This window comes from Mannheimia massilioguelmaensis, from assembly GCF_000940515.1.
GTDB classification, from domain to species: Bacteria; Pseudomonadota; Gammaproteobacteria; order Enterobacterales; family Pasteurellaceae; genus Basfia; species Basfia bettyae.
The window spans coordinates 312589-333179 of sequence record NZ_CDQL01000004.1 but is presented as its reverse complement, the minus strand read 5'-3'; the positions used below and the strand labels follow the sequence as shown (position 1 = coordinate 333179).

Genomic DNA, 20591 nt, shown 5'->3' with positions numbered 1-20591 from the left:
AAAAAAACAATCTTACAAAAACAACCAGTTTAAAACTCTGTAAAATTAACAATAAATAGTTTTTAAAGCTATTTAAGTTCTAAAAAAACACCACAAAAACAAACAATTATCTAAAAAATAGTTTGACATCTAGTTTTAATAAAGTAAGATGAAATTGTTTTCAAATTAAGGCTGTATCGTTTTAGATGCAATAATTAGAATTAATCAAGGATTTTTTCTTTATGTTTAATAACTCTTCTTTATTACTCAACTTATTACTCCTCTCACATTTTGTGTGCGGCTAATAGGTTGTGGAAAAAAGAAAGCAAATATAAAGATTCCATAAATATAAACCCGCACTCAACGTAGCGGGTTTTTTCATAAAAAAATCTTGAAAATCTACCGCACTTTAGAGCGTGAATTAATCAAGAGGATGATTATCATGGCGAATAATAATGTGATTATTTTTGACACTACATTGCGTGATGGTGAACAAGCATTAAAAGCAAGTTTGACCGTCAAGGAAAAACTACAAATTGCATTAGCTTTAGAACGCTTAGGTGTAGATGTGATGGAGGTGGGTTTTCCTGTATCCTCACAAGGGGATTTTGAATCTGTACAAACTATCGCAGCTAATATTAAAAACTCCGTAGTATGTGGCTTGTCTCGTGCGATTTCAAAAGATATTGATGCAGCTTATGAGGCATTAAAAAATGCCGAAAGATATCGTATTCATACTTTTATTGCCAGTTCTGCATTACATGTTGAAGCTAAATTAAAGCGTTCATTTGATGATGTGGTTGAAATGGCTGTAAGTGCGGTAAAACGTGCACGTGGTTATACCAATGATGTTGAGTTCTCATGCGAAGATGCTGGACGTACAGGGATTGATAATATCTGTCGTATTGTTGAAGCCGCTATTAATGCGGGTGCAACAACGGTAAATATTCCTGATACAGTGGGTTACTGCTTACCCACTGAATACGGAAATATTATAAACCAAGTGCGAAACCGTGTTCCTAATATTGATAAAGCAATTATTTCTGTGCACTGCCACAATGACTTAGGTATGGCAACGGCAAACTCATTAACTGCCATACAAAATGGCGCTCGTCAAATTGAATGTACCATTAATGGTATCGGTGAACGTGCAGGTAATACTGCATTAGAAGAAGTGGTAATGGCAATTAAAACTCGCCAAGAATTGTTTGGTGTTGATACAAAAATCAATACTCAAGAAATTCACCGAGTGAGCCAAATGGTAAGTCAATTATGCAACATGCCAATTCAACCCAATAAAGCGATTGTAGGTTCGAATGCCTTTGCTCATTCATCTGGAATTCACCAAGATGGCATGTTGAAAAATAAAAATACTTACGAAATCATGTCACCTGAAACGATTGGCTTAAGAAAAGAGAAGTTAAACTTAACTGCTCGTTCTGGTCGTGCTGCGGTGAAAGGCCATATGGCAGATATGGGTTACTCAGAAAAAGATTATGATTTAGATAAATTGTACGAAGCTTTCTTAAAATTAGCAGATAAGAAAGGGCAAGTATTTGATTATGACTTGGAAGCATTAGCATTTATTGATATGCAACAAGGCGATGAAGATCGTTTAACTTTAGATGTAATTACTTCACAAACCTTAAGTGGTTTGCCTGCATCAGCATTTGTGCAAGTTGAGTTAGATGGTAAACGAATAAATCAAGCATCAAATGGCGGAAATGGGCCTGTAGATGCCGTTTATAACGCCATTATGCAAATTGTTGGTATGAACTTACAAATGACCCATTATAACTTAACCGCTAAAGGAGATGGTGCTGAAGCACTTGGACAAGTAGATATTGTAGTGGAGTATCAAGGCCGAAAATTTCACGGTGTAGGGTTAGCCACTGATATCGTTGAATCTTCTGCTCGCGCATTAATTCATGCTATCAATGCAATTTATCGCTCACAAAAAGTAGCTGATTTGACGAAGGATTTGAAGCATTAATTTAACATCTCCCCGAGCTCTCTTTATCAAAGAAGGAGAAGAAGGTGGGAAGATAAATTTATTTACGGAAATGCGCTTTCTTTTGTCAACAGCAGTTAAATGAAATTTAAAAACTGCGGTCGAAATTTCAAGAATTTTAAATAGGAAAAATAATATGCAAACATACAACATAGCAGTACTTCCAGGTGATGGAATCGGCCCTGAAGTAATGGCTGAAGCAATTAAAGTTTTAGAAAAAGTACAAAATAAATTTAACTTCAAATTAAGCTTCAGCCATTACCTTGTGGGTGGCGCGGCAATCGATGCAAAGGGCGAGCCATTACCCGCGGAAACATTAAAAGGTTGTGATAATGCGGATGCCATTTTATTCGGCTCCGTAGGTGGCCCTAAATGGACACATTTACCACCAGATCAACAGCCAGAACGTGGCGCATTATTACCATTGCGTAAACATTTTAAATTGTTTTGCAATCTTCGCCCTGCCACACTTTACAAGGGCTTAGAAAAATTCTGCCCATTACGCTCAGACATTGCAGAGAAAGGCTTTGATATGGTTGTCGTGCGTGAATTAACTGGGGGGATCTACTTTGGTCAACCTAAAGGCCATGAAGGTGAAGGTTCACAAACTAGAGCATTCGACACTGAAATATATTACAAATATGAAATTGAACGTATTGCCCGTGTCGCATTTGAAACTGCAATGAAACGCAAAAAACATCTCACTTCGGTAGATAAGGCAAACGTACTACAAAGCTCAATTTTATGGCGTGAAACTGTGGCTGATGTTGCTAAAGAATACCCTGAAGTGCTTGTTGAAAATATGTATATCGACAACGCCACTATGCAATTAATTAAAGCACCTGAAAGCTTCGATGTGTTACTTTGCTCAAATATCTTCGGTGATATTATTTCTGATGAAGCAGCAATGATTACAGGTTCAATGGGTATGTTACCTTCAGCCAGTTTAAATGAAAAAGGCTTTGGCTTATATGAACCTGCAGGTGGTAGTGCACCGGATATTGCTGGTAAGGGAATTGCTAATCCCATCGCACAAATTCTTTCAGCTGCAATGATGCTACGTTACAGTTTTAACTTAAATGAAGCGGCTGATGCTATCGAAAATGCTGTACAAAAAGTATTAAATGCAGGTTATCGTACTGGAGATTTAGCTGATCACTCTGCTCCAATTTCAACTGCTGAAATGGGCACATTAATTGCAAATGCGATTTAGAGGAAAATTTTTGCAAATCCGACCGCACTTTTAGCATGATATTAGAGGCTAGCAAGCCCATCATACAATCTAACGAGATAAAAATATGGCAAAAACACTCTACCAAAAACTATTCGACTCACATGTCGTTTATGAAACCGAAGGTGAAACACCTATTATTTATATTAACCGCCATTTGATTCACGAAGTCACCTCACCACAAGCCTTTGATGGCTTACGTGTGGCAGGTCGGCAGGTACGCCAAGTGAGTAAAACGTTTGGTACCATGGATCACAGCATTTCTACCCAAGTGCGTGACGTGAATTTATTGGAAGGTCAAGCTAAAATTCAAGTTTTAGAGCTAGATAAAAATTGTAAAACCACAGGTATTTCATTGTTTGATATGAATACTAAACAACAAGGTATTGTACATGTAATGGGGCCTGAACAAGGATTAACTTTACCAGGCATGACTATTGTTTGTGGTGACTCACATACAGCAACGCATGGCGCATTTGGTGCACTGGCATTTGGTATTGGTACTTCTGAAGTTGAACATGTTTTAGCGACTCAAACCTTAAAACAAGCTCGTGCAAAAAGTATGAAAATCGAAGTCCGTGGTAAAGTCAAACCAGGTATTACAGCAAAAGATATTGTATTGGCGATCATTGGTAAAACCACTATGGCTGGGGGTACTGGGCATGTCGTGGAATTCTGCGGTGAAGCGATTCGAGATCTTTCTATGGAAGGTCGAATGACAGTATGCAATATGGCCATTGAATTTGGTGCCAAAGCAGGTTTAATTGCTCCCGATGAAACAACATTTGCCTATTTAAAAGATCGCCCATATGCTCCGAAAGGCAAAGATTGGAATGATGCAATTGAATATTGGAAAACCTTAAAGTCAGATGATGATGCAGTATTTGATTCTGTGGTAATTTTAGAAGCAAAAGATATTGCCCCTCAAGTCACCTGGGGAACCAATCCAGGTCAAGTAATAGGTATCGATCAATTAGTTCCCGATCCTGAAAATATGTCAGATTCAGTAACCAAAGCATCTGCCGAAAAAGCATTAGCTTATATTGGATTGGAGCCCAATACAGATTTAAAAAATGTGCTAGTAGATCAAGTATTTATCGGTTCATGTACGAACTCTCGTATTGAAGACTTACGTGCAGCTGCGGCGATAATGAAAGGACGTAAAAAAGCGGATAATGTTAAACGTGTTCTTGTTGTTCCTGGTTCAGGTTTAGTAAAAGAACAAGCAGAACAAGAAGGGCTAGATAAAATTTTTATTGAGGCAGGTGCAGAATGGCGTAATCCTGGCTGCTCAATGTGTTTAGGCATGAACGATGACCGTTTAGGTGAATGGGAACGTTGTGCATCTACCTCAAATCGTAACTTTGAAGGTCGCCAAGGTCGTAACGGTCGCACTCACTTAGTTAGCCCAGCGATGGCAGCAGCTGCTGCAATGTATGGTAAATTTGTTGACATTCGTAATATTGAATTAAATTAAGGAGCAAATAAATGGCAGCTATTCAACATCATTCAGGCATAGTGCTTCCTTTAGATATCGCCAATGTGGACACGGATGCAATCATTCCAAAACAATTTTTACAAGCAATTACAAGAGTGGGATTTGGCAAGCATTTATTTCACGAATGGCGTTATCTTGATGCAGAAGAAACGCAACCAAATCCAGAGTTTGTGTTAAATTTTACACAATATCAAGGTGCAACCATTTTACTTGCTCGTAAAAACTTAGGCTGTGGTTCATCTCGAGAACACGCTCCATGGGCATTAGCAGACTATGGTTTCAAAGTGATGATCGCACCAAGCTTTGCGGATATTTTCTATAATAATAGCTTAAATAACCATATGCTTCCGATCAAATTAACAGAGGAAGAAGTGGAAGAAATCTTTCAATGGGTATGGGCAAATGAAGGCAAACAAATTCATGTGGATTTAGAAGCAATGACAGTAACCGTTGGTGAAAAATTCTATCACTTTGAACTAGATGAATTCCGTCGTCATTGTTTATTAAATGGTTTGGATAACATCGGATTAACACTTCAACACGAAGATGCTATCACCTATTATGAGAAAAATATTCCAACATTTTTACGTTAACTAAATAGAAAACGGCTTACATTTTGAATGTAAGCCGTTTTTTTATTAAATCTAATCTAATCTAATCTGGTGTTGAATTTTTCTTAATAAGAAAAATACCCAAGGCCATAATGCTGCACTAATTAGTGCTCCAAATATTTCTTTCCAACTAAATACCGCACTATGAATAGATAATTCCAATAAGAAAATGCCAATTCGGACTAACAAGATAAAAATAATAATCAATAGACTTTGTTGCCACAAAGATAAATTACGTAAAATTTGATTGTAACGTGCCACTAAATAAGCCGCTAAAGACAAGACTAAAGCATGTACACCTAAAATAGTGCCAAGAACGACATCCCAAATAACCCCAGATAAAAATGCAGTACCAATATTAATACGTGTAGGTAAAGCTAAAATCCAATAGGTCAGAACTAAAACTAACCATGAAGGTTTAAAACTATGGAAACCTGATGGCCAAGGTGTAATTTCTAACACTAATGCCACCACAAAAGTCGCAAGGACAACAATTAATTGCACTAGAAAGTGGCCTTTCATTAATCTTCCTCTCTATGTTCTTTTAATTCAGGTTCAACTGAGGTGTCATTATTATTCATCTCTGGAAGATTTTCAGGAGAAGGCATATTATCTTCAGCTGGAGGTTGAACTGCCTTATTACTATCATCTTCAGTTACTGGCATTTTCTTTGATTCAGTCGCACTGTTAGCAATCCGTTGTTGTACAACTTTGCGAACATCTTCAGGTGACGAAGCTTGTGCTTTATGAAACTCTTCTCCCGCTGGCCATAATAATAAGACATAGCGTAGACGTTCTAATGAGGCTAATGGTTTAACATTCACGGTTGCAAAATAATTAGACCCATCTCGAGAAACACTTTCAACAATAGCCACAGGATAACCTTCTGGGAAACGTCCGCCTAAACCAGAAGTCACTAACAAATCGCCTTTGACGATATCTACGGAACGAGGCACATTGTCTAATGTTAATTCATCAGTACGCCCGACTCCACTCGCAATAACACGCACATCATTACGCAATACTTGTACAGGAATAGAATGGGTTACATCAGTTAAGAGTAATACTCGGCTAGTCATTTCTCCCACAGAAATAACTTGACCAACCACCCCTTTTTCATCGATAACAGGCTGTCCGACATAAGCACCATCTTTATTACCTTGATTAATCACTACTTGTTGACGATAAACATCGGTTTCAGAAGTAAGTACTTCAGCAATTTTTTTATATTCATCTGTGCGTAATGGAGAATTGAGCAATAAACGTAAGCGCTGATTTTCAACTTTTAATTGATCCAGTAAGAGTAGATCAGCATTTTTTTCTCTTAGCTGTTCTTTTATAACTTTATTTTCAATTTGTAATTTATTAGTATCAACTAAATTATCTGAAACATTATCAAGCACAGTACGAGGAGTATTAGCAAGATAATACAAACCACCAACCGCAGTATCCATCGCACTACGAACTTTAATCATTGTATTTGTTTGACCATCAGAGAAAATCAAACCAATAGAACAAATAACCGCCAATATTATACGTAAGTTTAGAGAAGGGGCTTTACTAAAGATGGCTTTCATACAATTCTTTATTATCCAGTTATTAAACTAAAAGTGCGGTCAAATTTACCGCACTTTTTAACTATTCTACATCTAGCAGATTAGTCTTCGCTAAATACATCACCACCATGTTTATCAATCATTTCAAGCGCTTCACCGCCACCACGAGCGACACAAGTTAATGGATCTTCAGCAACCACAACTGGAACTCCCGATTGTTTAGAAAGCAACACATCAATATTTCGTAATAATGCGCCGCCCCCAGTTAATACCATGCCACGCTCATAAATATCAGCAGCATGTTCTGGTTTACATTCTTCAAGAGCAGTACGCATAGCAGTGATAATGCCATCTAATGGTTGTTGAATTGCTTCTAATACATCTCGTGAAGTTAAACGGAATGCACGAGGAGCGCCTTCTGCTAAGTTGCTACCGTAAACTTCTAATTCTTTAATTTCATCATCTTCTTGAATATATGCTGTACCAATTTCTTGTTTAATATGCTCCGCAGTAGCTTCACCAATAATGGAACCAAATGTACGGCGAACATAAGCAATAATCGCTTCATCAAAACGGTCCCCACCAATACGAACAGAAGATGAATAAGCGACGCCATTTAATGCAATCACGGCAATTTCAGTGGTACCACCACCAATATCAATTACCATTGATCCTGTCGGCGTTGATACAGGTAATTTTGCACCAATGGCGGCTGCCATAGGTTCTTCAATTAAATAAACTTCACGAGCGCCGGCACCAATCGCAGACTCTTTAATTGCTCGACGTTCAACTTGTGTTGCACCCGCTGGTACACAAATTAATACACGTGGACTTGGACGTAAAAAATTTCCACTATGCACTTGTTTAATAAAATGTTGCAACATTTTCTCAGTAACAGAGAAATCAGCAATCACCCCATCTTTCATAGGACGAATTGCATCAATGTTGTTTGAAGTACGACCAAGCATCATTTTGGCATCTTTACCAACCGCAATAATACTTTTTAATGAGCCAATACGATCTTTGCGAATTGCCACAACAGAAGGCTCATCGAGCACAATACCTTGACCTTTTACATAAATTAATGTGTTGGCAGTACCTAAATCAATTGATAAATCGTTGGAAAATAAACCACGAATTTTTTTAAATAACATAAGAATTCCGTTAATAAATAAGAAATAATGAAAATGCTAATCTGAGTTTGCAGAAAATTGTGCTAAATGTACCAAAAATTCAACTTTTTTTACAGTGAATTTTAAAGAAATTTATAATAAATAGCCTAAAAATAAAAAATCCCAACCTAGCCAGAAAGATAGATTGGGATTGTATATTTATAATATTAGCTATAAAAGACTAGTAAATACTAAGCCTTTGCAGTTTTAGGTTGTTTAAATACCGTAACTTCAGGAGCTTCACCTGTGAATTTTTCAACTTGAACATTACAAGTATTTGGTGAATTACCTTGAGCAAGTTTTGATGTACCTTCATCACGAGTTAATACGTTTGGACAACCATTTTTACATAATGGTTTTTCAGCCGTACCAAGATCTAAAGGATCATACCAAGCCCCTTCATGTACAGCTACTGTACCTTTGATTATGCCATCAGTGACCACTGCACCTGCAAGGATTTGTCCACGTTTATTAAATATACGAACAATATCTCCATTAACAATACCACGAGCTTGTGCATCATCTTTATGGATTAATACAGGTTCACGATCTTTTACTGCATATTTTTGACGTAATGAAGTATGTGCTAATTGGCTATGTAGACGATAGTATGGGTGTGGTGTCACTAATGCCAACGGTTCAGCTTCGGTAGCTTTACCCGCATATTCTTCAGGTTCCATCCAAGTTGGGTGACCTTTACAATCATCATAATTCATTTTTGCAACAACATCTGAGAAAATTTCAATTTTACCTGATGGTGTACCTAAAGGGTTGAGTAATGGATCATTTCGGAACTCTTCATAACGCACCCATTTTTTTGCTTTCTCATTTGCTTCGAAAGTAAGAGGTTTGTTATCTTCCCAGAATTTTTCAAATTTAGGCATGATGACACGATTTTTACGTGCTGCATCAAATGCCGTTTGATAAAAACCTTTTAACCAATCCATTTCAGATTTGCCTTCAGTAAATTCTTTTTCAACACCTGCACGTTTTGCTAATTCAGTAAAAATATCATAGTCATTTTTAGCTTCAAATTGAGGTTCAACAACTTTCTTCATAGGGAAAATATTCATCATAGAATAATCACCAGACATAGTTAAGTCATTACGTTCATAACTTGTTGTTGCAGGGAGAACAATATCCGCCATACGAGCTGTAGGTGTCCAGTTAACTTCATTGACAATGATAGTTTCTGGTTTTTGCCATGCTTTAACCATAGTATTGGTATCTTGATGGTGAACAAATGGATTACCACCCGCCCAATAGATTAATTTGATATCAGGATAAGTAACTTCTGTACCATTGTATTGAATTTTTTTACCTGGATTTAATAATGCTTCAGATAAACGTGCCAATGGGAATGATAATTTAGAAGTTTCATCTAACCATGTTTTAGCACCTGCTTCACCACCTGCTGGTGTAGCAGAAATAGATCCGAGAATACCGCCTGTTGTCGTTGGCACACCACCATTTGAATAATGGTAACTTAAACCAAAACCACCACCTGGCAAGCCAATTTGACCAAGCATTGCAGCTAATGTCACTAACATCCAGTGAGATTGTTCTCCGTGACGTTGACGTTGCATTCCCCAACCACCCATTAACATGGTGCGTTTGCTCGAAAAGTCTACCGCTAATTTTTTAATAGTTTCAGCAGGAACACCTGTAATTTTAGCTGCCCAATCAGCATCTTTTGGTTGTTTATCAGTTTTACCTAATAGGTATTCTTCAAATTTCTCATAACCTTTCGTATATTTCTTCAAGAATTCAACATCATGTTTTTTCTCAGTAACTAAAGTATGAGCTATACCTAACATTAATGGGACGTCAGTAGCTGTATTAACAGGGACCCATTCTGCACCTAAGTATTCACAAGTTTCACTACGAACAGGGTCGATACAAATAATACGTTTACCTGTTTCTTTAAATTTCTTGAAGTATTCGATACCTTTTTGGTCTGTAGATGTCCAAGCAATACGCATTGTTGTTAATGGGTTAGCACTCCATAACACAATAGTATCTGTTGTCTCTAAAATAGTTTCCCAAGAAGTTTGTTGTTCATAAACTTCAATAGTACCCAATACGTGAGGCATGATAACTTGAGCAGCACCTGTTGAGTAGTCACCTTTAGTACCAACAAAGCCACCTGTTACATTCATATAACGATGAAGAAGAGTACGGCAAGCATGTAATGCACCTGAACTATACCAACCATAAGAACCTGCGAAAATACCACTTGGTCCATTAGCTTCACGCACACGTTTCATTTCGCCAGCGACTAATTCAAATGCTTTATCCCAAGAGACTTGAACCCATTCATCATGACCACGTAAAGTAGTATCTTTATTACCCTCTAAATAGCCTTTACGCACCATTGGATATTTAACACGAGTTTCACTATAAAGTTGCTCTGCAACTACAGATTGTAATTCGTTTTCGATCGGTGCAGGAATAGCAGGGCCAGACTTAACGACTTTACCATTTTCGACAACCACACCTAGTGGTCCCCAATGTGCAGCAGTCACTACTGTGCTACTTTCAGCCGCTTGAGCTGGCATAGATGCTAAAGATCCAACTACACCAGTACTAGCTAAAGATGCACCAGCAATCCCTAGAGAAGAATTTTTAAGAAAGTCACGTCGTTTGACATTAATTTTGTCTTGAGTTTTCATGTTTACCTCACTATTGAGCAAGTTGAATTAAGGCTTATAACTGCTTATAAGCCCCAAGGACACCTTTCTAAATACGAGGGGATAGCAAATTTCTCTACTATCCTGTGAACAAGAAAACTTATTCAGGCTTTGCTTCCATATTTAAAAAACTAAACTTAGGAATACAAGCTCGGAGTCCAGATGTTATTAAATCTGAATATTAATGGCTATTTTTTACCATATCTTTGCCATTACGTTGTAAATAAATAGTCACAGCACGTACATCATCAGCACTCATTGAAGTACGATCTTTCATTGAATTTACAACACCAATCCATTGGTTGGCAGTATAGTGGTCTGCACTAATTGCCGCATGACAACCACTACAATGTGTTTGATTTAAATTATTACCAAAGCTATTTAAAGAATTTATATCAGAAGTTACCGCACTTTTCGCAATCGTTACTTCAAAATTCACTTGTTTCCAATCTGAATTGGTTACATCATCATGAACAGTTTTAGTGACATTTAATTTATCTTTAACTTCATCACCTAATAAAGCAACGTTAATACGTTTTCCTAAATCCATATAAACAATGCTTTCTGCACCTACTTGTTGCCAGCCATTGATAGTTGCAGTAATTTTATCTCCATCTTCTTTCCAATTAGTTAATTCAGCATAAGGCATTAAACGCAAATCTCCACCTTGAGCTAACTGAGCTGGACTCATTGCTAAACTATATAAAACTTTATCACTTGCTGAAAATTGTCCAGCGTGTTTAGTTAATTCCCCAGCAGAGGCATTATCCACTGGAATATCAGGCATAAAATGTGCAATACCTTTATGGCAATCAATACAAGTTTGATTTGTTTCTTGTGCTAACTTATGCATTTTTTGTGCAGCTTCTTTTTGATCTGAAAGCACCATAGCATCAAAACTATGACAAGATTTACAAGTAGCTGAATCATTAGCTTTCATATCTTCCCACACTCTTTGAGCCATTTCTAAACGATGTTTTTCGAAAGCATCTTGATCAGAGAGCTTGCCAGTCATGGTGTACCAAACATCTTTGAGAGCTACAATTTTTGCTTTTACGTATGCGATTCCATCATGGGGAACATGGCAATCTGAACATTCAGCACGAATACCTTTTGCATTAGCAAAATGCACTGTTCCTTCATATTCCGCATGAGGTTGTTCCATTGAGTGACAACTTAAACAAAATTCTTGCGAACTTGTTGCTTTCATAATGTATTGTGTAGTGAACAGCAATACTGCACCAATCACTAATAACAATAATCCCCACAACCACGAAATCTTTTTACGTTCTGACATACAGCACTCCATCGTTATATAAAAAAATATATAAAAATTAACTAATTATAGTTAATCAAATATTTTCTAGTATAGTGAATTAATCAAATGAAGCAATAAACAAAAGCAACTGAAAGGGTTTAGTCATGGTAAAAAAAAGATTTATTTGTTTTAAATCAAATAAAGTTCAAAAAGTAACCGCACTCCAAATTTACCTAGAAGTGCGGTCAGATTTTAGTTAATTTTTTTCAAGTATTGGTTTAAGGAATCTTGCAGTATGCGAACTCGTCGATTTAGCAAGTTGTTCAGGGGTACCTGTAGCAATAATTTGACCACCTCCATTACCGCCTTCTGGACCTAAATCAACAATCCAATCTGCCGTTTTAATCACATCTAAATTGTGTTCAATTACTACAATGGTATTGCCTTGATCACGTAGTCGATGCAACACTTCAAGTAACTGTTTAATATCCGCAAAATGTAAACCTGTGGTTGGTTCATCTAAGATATAAAGGGTTTTACCAGTATCTCGTTTAGATAATTCTGTAGCAAGTTTCACACGTTGAGCTTCACCACCAGAAAGGGTTGTGGATGATTGACCTAAACGAATATAAGACAGACCAACATCTATTAAGGTTTGTAATTTACGAGCAATCATTGGAATCGCATCAAAGAATTCTCTTGCCTCTTCCACCGTCATATCTAACACTTGATGAATAGTTTTACCTTTATAACGGATCTCCAAAGTTTCACGGTTATAACGTTTTCCTTTGCATTGATCACAAGGTACATATACATCAGGTAAAAAATGCATTTCCACTTTAATTACACCATCACCTTGACAGGCTTCACAGCGACCGCCTCGCACATTAAAGCTAAAACGACCAGGATTATAACCTCGCGCACGTGCTTCAGGCACGCCAGAGAATAACTCACGAATAGGTGTAAATAAACCAGTATAAGTGGCAGGATTTGAACGTGGCGTACGTCCAATAGGGCTTTGGTCAATATTAATGACTTTATCAAAGAACCCTAAACCCTCAATAGATTTATAAGGGGCATGTTCAATGTTATCGGCACGATTCAACACATTTTGTGCAATAGGAAATAAAGTATCATTAATTAACGTAGATTTACCTGAACCTGAAACACCCGTAATACAAGTAAATAATCCCACGGGTAGTTCTAAATTGACATTTTTCAGATTATTCCCTGTTGCGCCATATAAGCGTAAGAATTTATCTTTATCAACTGCGGTACGTTTTTTAGGAATTTCGATCTTTTCAGCACCAGAGAGAAACTTACCAGTAATAGAATTTGGATTTTTCATTATCTGCTCGGCAGTCCCTTCTGCAATCACAGAACCACCATGCACTCCCGCACCTGGTCCAATATCAATGATATGATCTGCAAGACGGATAGCATCCTCATCATGCTCTACAACAATCACCGTATTTCCAAGATTACGTAAGTGAATTAAAGTATTCAGTAAGCGTTCATTGTCACGCTGATGCAAGCCAATTGATGGTTCATCAAGCACATACATTACCCCGACTAAACCTGCACCAATTTGGCTTGCAAGACGAATACGTTGTGCTTCACCACCAGATAATGTTTCTGCCGAACGAGATAACGATAAATAATTTAGACCAACATTCACTAAGAAAGATAAACGCTCTTTGATCTCTTTAAGAATTTTTTCTGCAATTTGGGCTTTTTGCCCCGCTAGCGCCATTTTCTCAAAGAAACTATAAGCTTCACCGATGCTCATTTCTGACAAATCAGGCAAATTCGTTTGACCAATATAAACATGGCGTGCTTCGGGGCGTAAGCGTGAACCACCACAATCCACACAAGGACGATTACTAATATTTTTGGCTAATTCTTCACGTACAGACATCGACTCAGTTTCTTTATAACGACGAGCCATATTATTCAAAACACCTTCAAATGGATGGCGACGCACAACTACATCACCACGGTCATTCATATATTTGAATTCAATTTCTTCTTTGCCCGAACCATTCATAATGATATTTTGAATATTCTTTGCTAAAGACTCATAAGGTGCTTCAATATCAAAATGATAATGCTCAGCTAAAGAAGTCAACATTTGATAATAATAGAAATTACGTCTATCCCAACCTTTTACTGCACCACTAGCCAAGGAAACACTTGGGTTTTGCACTACTCGTTTTTCATCAAAATATTGCTGAACCCCTAAACCATCACAAGTTGGGCAAGCACCTGCTGGATTATTAAAAGAAAATAAACGAGGTTCTAATTCAGGAACAGAATAACCACAATGCGGACAAGCAAAATTTGCAGAAAAGACCAACTCTTCTTTTTTGGGATCATCCATATCTGCGACAATAGCAGTACCACCAGACAATTCAAGGGCTGTTTCAAATGATTCAGCTAAACGCGTTGCAAGATCAGAACGCACTTTAAAACGATCTACCACCACCTCAATACTATGTTTTTTCTGTAATTCTAATTTAGGAGGATCGGATAAATCACAAATTTCACCATCAATACGAGCGCGAATATAACCTTGAGCCGCAATATTTTCTAATATTTTGATATGCTCACCTTTACGTGCTTTTACCACTGGGGCAAGTAACATCATTTTGCTGCCTTCTGGCATCGATAAAACTTTATCCACCATTTGCGAAATAGTTTGTGCAGTTAGAGGCACATTATGCTCTGGGCAACGAGGTTCACCAACACGAGCAAATAATAAACGAAGATAATCATGAATTTCAGTAATCGTACCCACTGTTGAGCGAGGATTGTGAGAAGTAGATTTTTGTTCAATAGAAATAGCTGGAGACAACCCTTCAATATGATCTACATCGGGTTTCTCCATTAAAGACAAAAATTGACGAGCATATGCAGACAATGATTCCACATAACGGCGTTGCCCCTCTGCATAAAGCGTATCAAATGCAAGTGAAGACTTTCCTGAACCAGAAAGCCCTGTAATAACAATAAGTTTATCGCGAGGAATAATTAAATTGATATTTTTAAGATTGTGAGTGCGAGCCCCACGTATATCGATAACGTCCATAAATTCCTAATTACTGCTTAAAAATTTTTCAAATTGCGAGCATTATCGCATATTTTATAAACTGTTAAAATATCCAGTGAAATTTTATAGATCTTTTTCCTAATTTCAGGCAAAATAACCGCACTTTTAAATTTTGAAACAATATAAACAATAATAAATTAGAGGAAATTATGGCTGGAATTAATAAAGTAATTATCGTGGGTCACTTAGGTAATGATCCCGAAATGCGTACCATGCCGAATGGTGATGCAGTAGCAAATATTAGCGTTGCAACAAGTGAAAGCTGGAACGATAGAAACACTGGCGAACGTCGTGAAGTTACTGAATGGCACCGTATCGTTTTCTTTCGCCGTCAAGCTGAAGTTGCTGGCGAATACTTACGTAAAGGCTCGCTTGTTTATGTTGAAGGAAAATTAAAAACACGTAAATGGCAAGATCAAAACGGTCAAGATCGTTACACCACTGAAATCCAAGGCGATGTATTACAAATGTTAGGTGCTCGTGGTCAACAAGGTGGTGATTTTGCACCTACTGCAAATAACTTTAATGCTGGTAATTCTGGCTATCAAGCACAACCTCGTGCAGCCCAACCAGCAAGTAAGCCGGCTGCTACGCCAGAGCCTGTTGTAGATGCATTCGATGATGACATTCCATTCTAATTCATCATATTAATTTCCAAGATTCCCCTGCTTATTATTAGGGGATTTTATCTAATAAAGATATAAGTGCGATAAAATTTTTAAAAATCTTACCGCACTTTACTCAGTATCTAACAGCAATCAACAACTCAATAGACTGATAGTTTAGTGTACGGCAAAATAATCTCTGCTAAAAACATTCGCCAATGTTAAAACACATATGAAATTCCGTGGAAATTTTATAATAGATTTAACAAACTTCGATCTCGCCAACTTCTAACCACTCTGTTGCTGGAAAATGTGTCTGTAAATAGCGCTGTAAGTAATCTTTAGTATTGTCTGTAATCAGTTCATCTAGGTTAGGATAATTATTGAATACCACCATTGCGACTTCAATTTTTAATTGTCGGCAAGCAAGTAAACTTAATATTGTGTGATTAATACTGCCTAATCTGCCTGATGTCACCAAAATCACTGGATAGCGTTGTTGCGTTAAATAATCCAAGGTAATTTCAGTATCATTATAAGGGACAGCTAACCCCCCCGCCCCTTCTAGTAAGACGATATCGTAGTGTTCGGCTAAAAGTGCGGTAGATTTTTGAATAAAATTTGGATCAATTGGCTTTTGTTCAAGCTGTGCAGCAAGATGAGGTGAGCAAGGATAGGCAAATAAATAAGGACAAGTGGTGCCATTTTTATCAAATGACGTCATCTCAATACCTTGAATTTGTCGATGAGTTTGAATATCAGTAGAATAATCAACACAGCCTGTTTGTATCATTTTTTGAGTGATCACTTTTTTGCCTTGTTGTGTAAATCTTTTTGCAAGCCAACCTGTAACCACTGTTTTACCAATATCCGTATCAATTCCTGATACAAAATAAATTTGAGCTATCATGTTATTTTCCTTACCAAAGCATAAAAAGGCGAATAAGTCAGTGTGACGCCTTGTGGTTCTTGAAATTGATGGGAATATTGTTGACAAAATCGCTGTAATTTTCCCTTTGTCCATCCCTTTTGACTGGTCGCAGTAACACCAGTATTTTTTAAGTGCTGCAATACGTTAATTGGATCAGAGAAATGCAGCTTAATTGAGCCTTGTTGCCATTTTAAACAATCAAAATATGGTGCTAACCATTGTTGCCATTGAGAAGCCGTTGGATAGTTTAAATGTACACCTGTAATTTTTTGAATTTCGGGTAAATTATCCGATAAAAAACTACTAAATAATAACAATCCTTTTGGCTTCAACCATTGTTGACAACGCTGTAAAAAACCTTCTTTATCCTTCAACCATTGCACTACAGATGCACTAATAATTAAGTCAAAAGACTGTTCAAAATCTTGTTGTTCAATATCGCCTTGACAAAATTCCCATTGGTTTGACGGTAGAAAATCAAAATATGAACGACTATCGCAAAGATCATTTAATGTCCAATGGGAAATATGGTGTTGTTGTGCCATTCGTCTTGTTAAATCGCCTGTACCACAGCCCACTTCTAACACCTTTGAAAATGAAGATGTGGCTAGCAATTGCACAAGATGAGCATTAATCTGTTGTTGAGCCTGAGCGTTTTGGTCATAATTTGCCATTGCTTGACTAAAACATTGCTTAATTTTGGCTTTATCTAGCATAATTCATTCCAACTTTGATATTGGGCAAATAAGTAATGAGGTGCTTCTAGTAAATGCATAGATACATTTTTCTGTTGCCAAAAATCTAACTGATTCTCAACAGGGAAAATACGATCTTGTTCACCAATAATGGCGCTTGTCCAGCTAAACTGCGAAGATTTGGATGATGGCAGAAATTTGGCTAAACATTCTAATTCTTGTTTAATTTCCACAAAATCCCGTTGAGTGTGTGCTAAATAATGTTGTAAATTAGTCCTATTACCACAAATACGTCGCACAAATTTTTGATAATTATCAGCATCCAAACTTGCTAACGTACCATCAAAAATAGCCTCAGGAATGCCCCATTGATTATGTCTAGGATGGCTTGTGCCATTAATAGCCGTAGCCGATTTAAGTGTAAAATCAATTACTTGCTCTGCCACCCAGACGCCCATTGACCAAGCCACTAAATGCATATTTTGATAATGCGTTAAATCAACATTAAAGTCTAAATTCCGGTAATCAGAACAGATTAGCAAATCATGATTTTCAGGTAAAATTAAATGAGACACCAACTCAGTGGGCGCTCCCCAGCCCGCAAAATACAGGATTAAATGTTCACCTTGTTGATTAATAAATGTGGTTTTCATTTTTGATTTTTTACCATAGATTTTAAATTTACAATAAGTTCATCAATTTCTTGCAACGTCATATCTGCTGTGACTGAAAGACGAATACGTGCAGTGCCTTTAGGTACTGTTGGTGGACGAATAGGCAAACAATAAAAGCCATTTTTTTGTAAGTTTAATGCCACATCAACAGTACGTTGGTTATCTCCAATAATAAAAGGCACAATGCCACTTTGCGATGGAATAGGCAAGATAGAAAATTGGTTGAGTTGATCACGTAAATGCTGAGCAAGTTTAGCTAAATGCTGGCGTTTCGGTTTTAATTCCTCCAATTTACCAAACAAGAAATGAGTCCAAGCGATATTTATTGGCGGTAACGCCGTAGAAAAAATTAAAGGACGCATAAAGTTGATAAGATAATCTTTAATCAACTGGTCGCAAACTACATAAGCCCCCATTGATGCCATGGCTTTGCCAAGAGTTCCAACAAGAAAATCAATATGAGGAATACATTGAAAAACCTCTGCCATACCTAGCCCTTTTTCGCCATAAGCACCGATAGCATGTGCCTCATCGACGTAGAGCATTAAATGAGAATATTGTTGTTTGAAACGCACTAATTGAGGCAAATCAGCGATATCTCCATCCATACTAAATAGGCTTTCTGTCACCACAATTAAACGCGCAAAGTGCGGTGCATTTTTCGTTAATAATTGAGCTAAATGCTCCATATCATTATGACGATAGCGAATAAATTTTGCTTCGCATAAGCGAATACCATCAATCAAGCTGGCATGGACTAATTTATCTGCCAAAATCAGCGTATTTTTATCTGCTACAGCGGGCAAAATACCAATATTAGCATGATAACCACTATTAAATAATAATGCACTTTCTCGTCCGAATTGCTGTGCAATACGCTCTTCCAAAGCTTGGTATATGGGGAAATTACCTGTTAATAAACGTGATGAAGAAGAGGTGAGAGGTTGTGGAAATTCAGCTTGTTGCTGCATAAATTCTGTATAAAGTGAATGGTCACTTGCCAAACCTAAATAATCATTTGATGAAAAATTTAGCATTTTTTGACCGCACTTTTCCACCCATTTTCCTGAGTGTTGCAAACTCGTTAAACAGCGGAACTGTCCTTGTTGTTGTAATTGGCTTAAACGCTGTGTAAAAAATGAATACATTATTGTTCTCCAAATTCAGCTTTAATGACCTTAATCATGCCTGTTGTTAGTTGATGTAATTGGTCAGGTTGAATGATAAATGGAGGCATCACATAAACCAAACGATTAAATGGACGTAGCCAAATGCCTTGTTCAACAAATCTTGGTTGTAAAGTGCTTAAATTTACTGGGCGATCAAGCTCAATCACCCCAATTCCCCCTAAAACACGTACATCTTTTACATATGAAAGTTGGGATGCTGGCTGTAATTCTCGGCGTAATTGCTGTTCAATGCGTTGAATATTCGTTTGCCAATCACTTTCCAATAATAAGCGAATGGATTCTGTAGCAATTGCACAAGCAAGCGGATTCGCCATAAAAGTTGGTCCATGCATAAAGCATTTTGCCTCGCTTTGACAAATCATATCTGCAATAGCTTTGCTTGTAATAGTAGCAGAAAGTGTGAGATAACCGCCTGTCAATGCCTTACCAATACACATAATATCGGGAGTGATTTGTGCAAATTCTGCTGCAAATAATTTACCTGTTCGCCCAAAACCTGTAGCAATTTCGTCAAAAATTAACAATACATCATATTGCTGACAAAGTATCTGCGCTTGGCGTAAATATTCTGGTGAATAAAAATACATACCACCAGCTCCTTGTACGACTGGCTCTAAAATTAATGCTGCAATATCTTGATGATGCTGTTCTAATAATTCAGCCAAAGGTTGAATCGCCTTTGCATTCCAAGGTTGATCAAAAGTAACACTAGGTTGAGGCAGGAAAAATTGAATCGGTAAACTTTGCTGAAACAGGCTATGCATGCCTGTGATAGGATCACATACGGACATCGCATGCCAGGTATCGCCATGATAACCTGAACGAATTGTAGCAAATTTATATTTGTTTGGATGACCTTTAGCATGCTGATATTGCACAGCCATTTTCATCGCAACTTCTACAGCAACAGAGCCACTATCCGCATAAAAAATTTGATCTAACCCTTGTGGTAAAATACCCAATAATAATTGCGTTAGTTCACCAGCCGCATCGTGCGTAAAGCCACCAAACATAATATGGCTCATTTTTTCAAGTTGTTTATGTGCTGCCGCATTTAAACGAGGGTGATTATAGCCGTGTAATGCCGCCCACCAAGAGGACATTCCATCAATTAGCTGCCTCCCATCTTTTAAGGTAATCATCACACCATCGGCACGTTCCACAGGATAAACTGGAGTTGGCATTATCGTTGAAGAATAAGGATGCCAAATATGTTGTTGATCTAATTTTAACAATTCCTCACTAAACATAATTCATTCTCAAAGTTAAAAATCAGCTTACTGATCATATCATTAACCACATTTTGATTCATTATCGTTGTTTTTCATTGGTATTTTAATATTACAAATTCTGCATATAAAAAGTGCGGATAAAATTTTCA

16 protein-coding genes and 1 riboswitch are annotated in these 20591 nt (G+C 37.2%); of the genes, 5 read left to right on the top strand and 11 right to left on the bottom strand.

Annotated elements, in window-relative coordinates; all coding sequences use genetic code 11:
- Positions 1 to 421: 421 nt before the first annotated feature.
- The 4 genes from leuA to leuD all read left to right on the top strand — a co-directional run bounded on the left by leuA (position 422) and on the right by leuD (position 5312).
- The gene (gene leuA / locus BN1226_RS03015) at positions 422 to 1972 is read left to right on the top strand and encodes a 2-isopropylmalate synthase (protein ID WP_044469919.1); all 1551 of its coding nucleotides are present in this window, start codon (positions 422 to 424) and stop codon (positions 1970 to 1972) included.
- Between the two features lie 154 nt (positions 1973 to 2126).
- Positions 2127 to 3203: a 3-isopropylmalate dehydrogenase gene (leuB, locus tag BN1226_RS03010; RefSeq protein ID WP_044469918.1), complete on the top strand. Its 1077-nt coding sequence runs from the start codon at positions 2127 to 2129 to the stop codon at positions 3201 to 3203.
- Between the two features lie 85 nt (positions 3204 to 3288).
- Entirely contained in the window at positions 3289 to 4698 is a 1410-nt protein-coding gene (gene leuC, locus BN1226_RS03005; protein ID WP_044469917.1) for a 3-isopropylmalate dehydratase large subunit, read from the top strand.
- An 11-nt stretch (positions 4699 to 4709) separates the two neighbouring features.
- Positions 4710 to 5312, top strand: a complete 603-nt coding sequence (leuD, locus tag BN1226_RS03000; protein ID WP_044469916.1) for a 3-isopropylmalate dehydratase small subunit — start codon at positions 4710 to 4712, stop codon at positions 5310 to 5312.
- Between the two features lie 51 nt (positions 5313 to 5363).
- Here the strand turns inward: leuD and mreD are convergent, their stop codons facing one another.
- The 6 genes from mreD to uvrA form a co-directional block, all read right to left on the bottom strand.
- The gene (gene mreD / locus BN1226_RS02995; protein WP_005759422.1) at positions 5364 to 5852 is read right to left on the bottom strand and encodes a rod shape-determining protein MreD; all 489 of its coding nucleotides are present in this window, start codon (positions 5850 to 5852) and stop codon (positions 5364 to 5366) included.
- Positions 5852 to 6907 (bottom strand): rod shape-determining protein MreC, encoded by a 1056-nt coding sequence (mreC, locus tag BN1226_RS02990; RefSeq protein ID WP_044469915.1) that lies wholly within the window; start codon positions 6905 to 6907, stop codon positions 5852 to 5854. Before mreC ends, mreD begins: the two co-directional genes overlap by 1 nt.
- An 80-nt stretch (positions 6908 to 6987) precedes the next feature.
- Entirely contained in the window at positions 6988 to 8040 is a 1053-nt protein-coding gene (locus tag BN1226_RS02985) for a rod shape-determining protein (RefSeq protein WP_044469914.1), read from the bottom strand.
- 209 nt (positions 8041 to 8249) lie between these two features.
- Positions 8250 to 10730, bottom strand: a complete 2481-nt coding sequence (torA, locus tag BN1226_RS02980) for a trimethylamine-N-oxide reductase TorA (protein WP_044469913.1) — start codon at positions 10728 to 10730, stop codon at positions 8250 to 8252.
- A gap of 44 nt (positions 10731 to 10774) precedes the next feature.
- Positions 10775 to 10917: riboswitch (molybdenum cofactor riboswitch) on the bottom strand.
- A 12-nt stretch (positions 10918 to 10929) separates the two neighbouring features.
- Positions 10930 to 12045 (bottom strand): NapC/NirT family cytochrome c, encoded by a 1116-nt coding sequence (locus tag BN1226_RS02975; protein ID WP_044469912.1) that lies wholly within the window; start codon positions 12043 to 12045, stop codon positions 10930 to 10932.
- Between the two features lie 217 nt (positions 12046 to 12262).
- Positions 12263 to 15094 carry an excinuclease ABC subunit UvrA gene (gene uvrA / locus BN1226_RS02970; protein ID WP_044469911.1) on the bottom strand — a complete coding sequence of 944 codons (2832 nt, stop codon included), beginning with the start codon at positions 15092 to 15094 and terminating at the stop codon, positions 12263 to 12265.
- 170 nt (positions 15095 to 15264) lie between these two features.
- On the opposite strand from uvrA, the gene BN1226_RS02965 reads away from it, so the two are divergent.
- Positions 15265 to 15753, top strand: coding sequence for a single-stranded DNA-binding protein (locus BN1226_RS02965; RefSeq protein ID WP_044469910.1), 489 nt, complete (start codon positions 15265 to 15267; stop codon positions 15751 to 15753).
- A gap of 229 nt (positions 15754 to 15982) precedes the next feature.
- Here BN1226_RS02965 and bioD read toward each other — a convergent pair whose 3' ends face one another.
- From bioD to bioA, 5 genes are read right to left on the bottom strand one after another with little or no spacing between them, the layout of a single operon-like run.
- Positions 15983 to 16627 carry a dethiobiotin synthase gene (bioD, locus tag BN1226_RS02960; protein WP_044469955.1) on the bottom strand — a complete coding sequence of 215 codons (645 nt, stop codon included), beginning with the start codon at positions 16625 to 16627 and terminating at the stop codon, positions 15983 to 15985.
- Entirely contained in the window at positions 16627 to 17367 is a 741-nt protein-coding gene (gene bioC / locus BN1226_RS02955) for a malonyl-ACP O-methyltransferase BioC (RefSeq protein WP_044469909.1), read from the bottom strand. The genes bioD and bioC overlap by 1 nt, the downstream gene beginning before the upstream one ends.
- Positions 17361 to 17999 (bottom strand): DUF452 family protein, encoded by a 639-nt coding sequence (locus BN1226_RS02950; protein WP_044469908.1) that lies wholly within the window; start codon positions 17997 to 17999, stop codon positions 17361 to 17363. The genes bioC and BN1226_RS02950 overlap by 7 nt, the downstream gene beginning before the upstream one ends.
- Positions 17996 to 19168 carry an 8-amino-7-oxononanoate synthase gene (bioF, locus tag BN1226_RS02945; RefSeq protein ID WP_044469907.1) on the bottom strand — a complete coding sequence of 391 codons (1173 nt, stop codon included), beginning with the start codon at positions 19166 to 19168 and terminating at the stop codon, positions 17996 to 17998. Before bioF ends, BN1226_RS02950 begins: the two co-directional genes overlap by 4 nt.
- A complete protein-coding gene (gene bioA / locus BN1226_RS02940) occupies positions 19168 to 20460 on the bottom strand; it encodes an adenosylmethionine--8-amino-7-oxononanoate transaminase (protein ID WP_044469906.1) in 1293 nt (430 codons plus the stop codon). Before bioA ends, bioF begins: the two co-directional genes overlap by 1 nt.
- Positions 20461 to 20591: the final 131 nt, after the last annotated feature.

Bases quoted from the DNA above. Each gene is read 5' to 3' on its own strand.
- leuA (WP_044469919.1), top strand. From the start codon at position 422: ATGGCGAATAATAATGTGATTATTTTTGACACTACATTGCGTGATGGT.
- leuB (WP_044469918.1), top strand. From the start codon at position 2,127: ATGCAAACATACAACATAGCAGTACTTCCAGGTGATGGAATCGGCCCT.
- leuC (WP_044469917.1), top strand. From the start codon at position 3,289: ATGGCAAAAACACTCTACCAAAAACTATTCGACTCACATGTCGTTTAT.
- leuD (WP_044469916.1), top strand. From the start codon at position 4,710: ATGGCAGCTATTCAACATCATTCAGGCATAGTGCTTCCTTTAGATATC.
- mreD (WP_005759422.1), bottom strand. From the start codon at position 5,852: ATGAAAGGCCACTTTCTAGTGCAATTAATTGTTGTCCTTGCGACTTTT.
- mreC (WP_044469915.1), bottom strand. From the start codon at position 6,907: ATGAAAGCCATCTTTAGTAAAGCCCCTTCTCTAAACTTACGTATAATA.
- BN1226_RS02985 (WP_044469914.1), bottom strand. From the start codon at position 8,040: ATGTTATTTAAAAAAATTCGTGGTTTATTTTCCAACGATTTATCAATT.
- torA (WP_044469913.1), bottom strand. From the start codon at position 10,730: ATGAAAACTCAAGACAAAATTAATGTCAAACGACGTGACTTTCTTAAA.
- BN1226_RS02975 (WP_044469912.1), bottom strand. From the start codon at position 12,045: ATGTCAGAACGTAAAAAGATTTCGTGGTTGTGGGGATTATTGTTATTA.
- uvrA (WP_044469911.1), bottom strand. From the start codon at position 15,094: ATGGACGTTATCGATATACGTGGGGCTCGCACTCACAATCTTAAAAAT.
- BN1226_RS02965 (WP_044469910.1), top strand. From the start codon at position 15,265: ATGGCTGGAATTAATAAAGTAATTATCGTGGGTCACTTAGGTAATGAT.
- bioC (WP_044469909.1), bottom strand. From the start codon at position 17,367: ATGCTAGATAAAGCCAAAATTAAGCAATGTTTTAGTCAAGCAATGGCA.
- BN1226_RS02950 (WP_044469908.1), bottom strand. From the start codon at position 17,999: ATGAAAACCACATTTATTAATCAACAAGGTGAACATTTAATCCTGTAT.
- bioF (WP_044469907.1), bottom strand. From the start codon at position 19,168: ATGTATTCATTTTTTACACAGCGTTTAAGCCAATTACAACAACAAGGA.
- bioA (WP_044469906.1), bottom strand. From the start codon at position 20,460: ATGTTTAGTGAGGAATTGTTAAAATTAGATCAACAACATATTTGGCAT.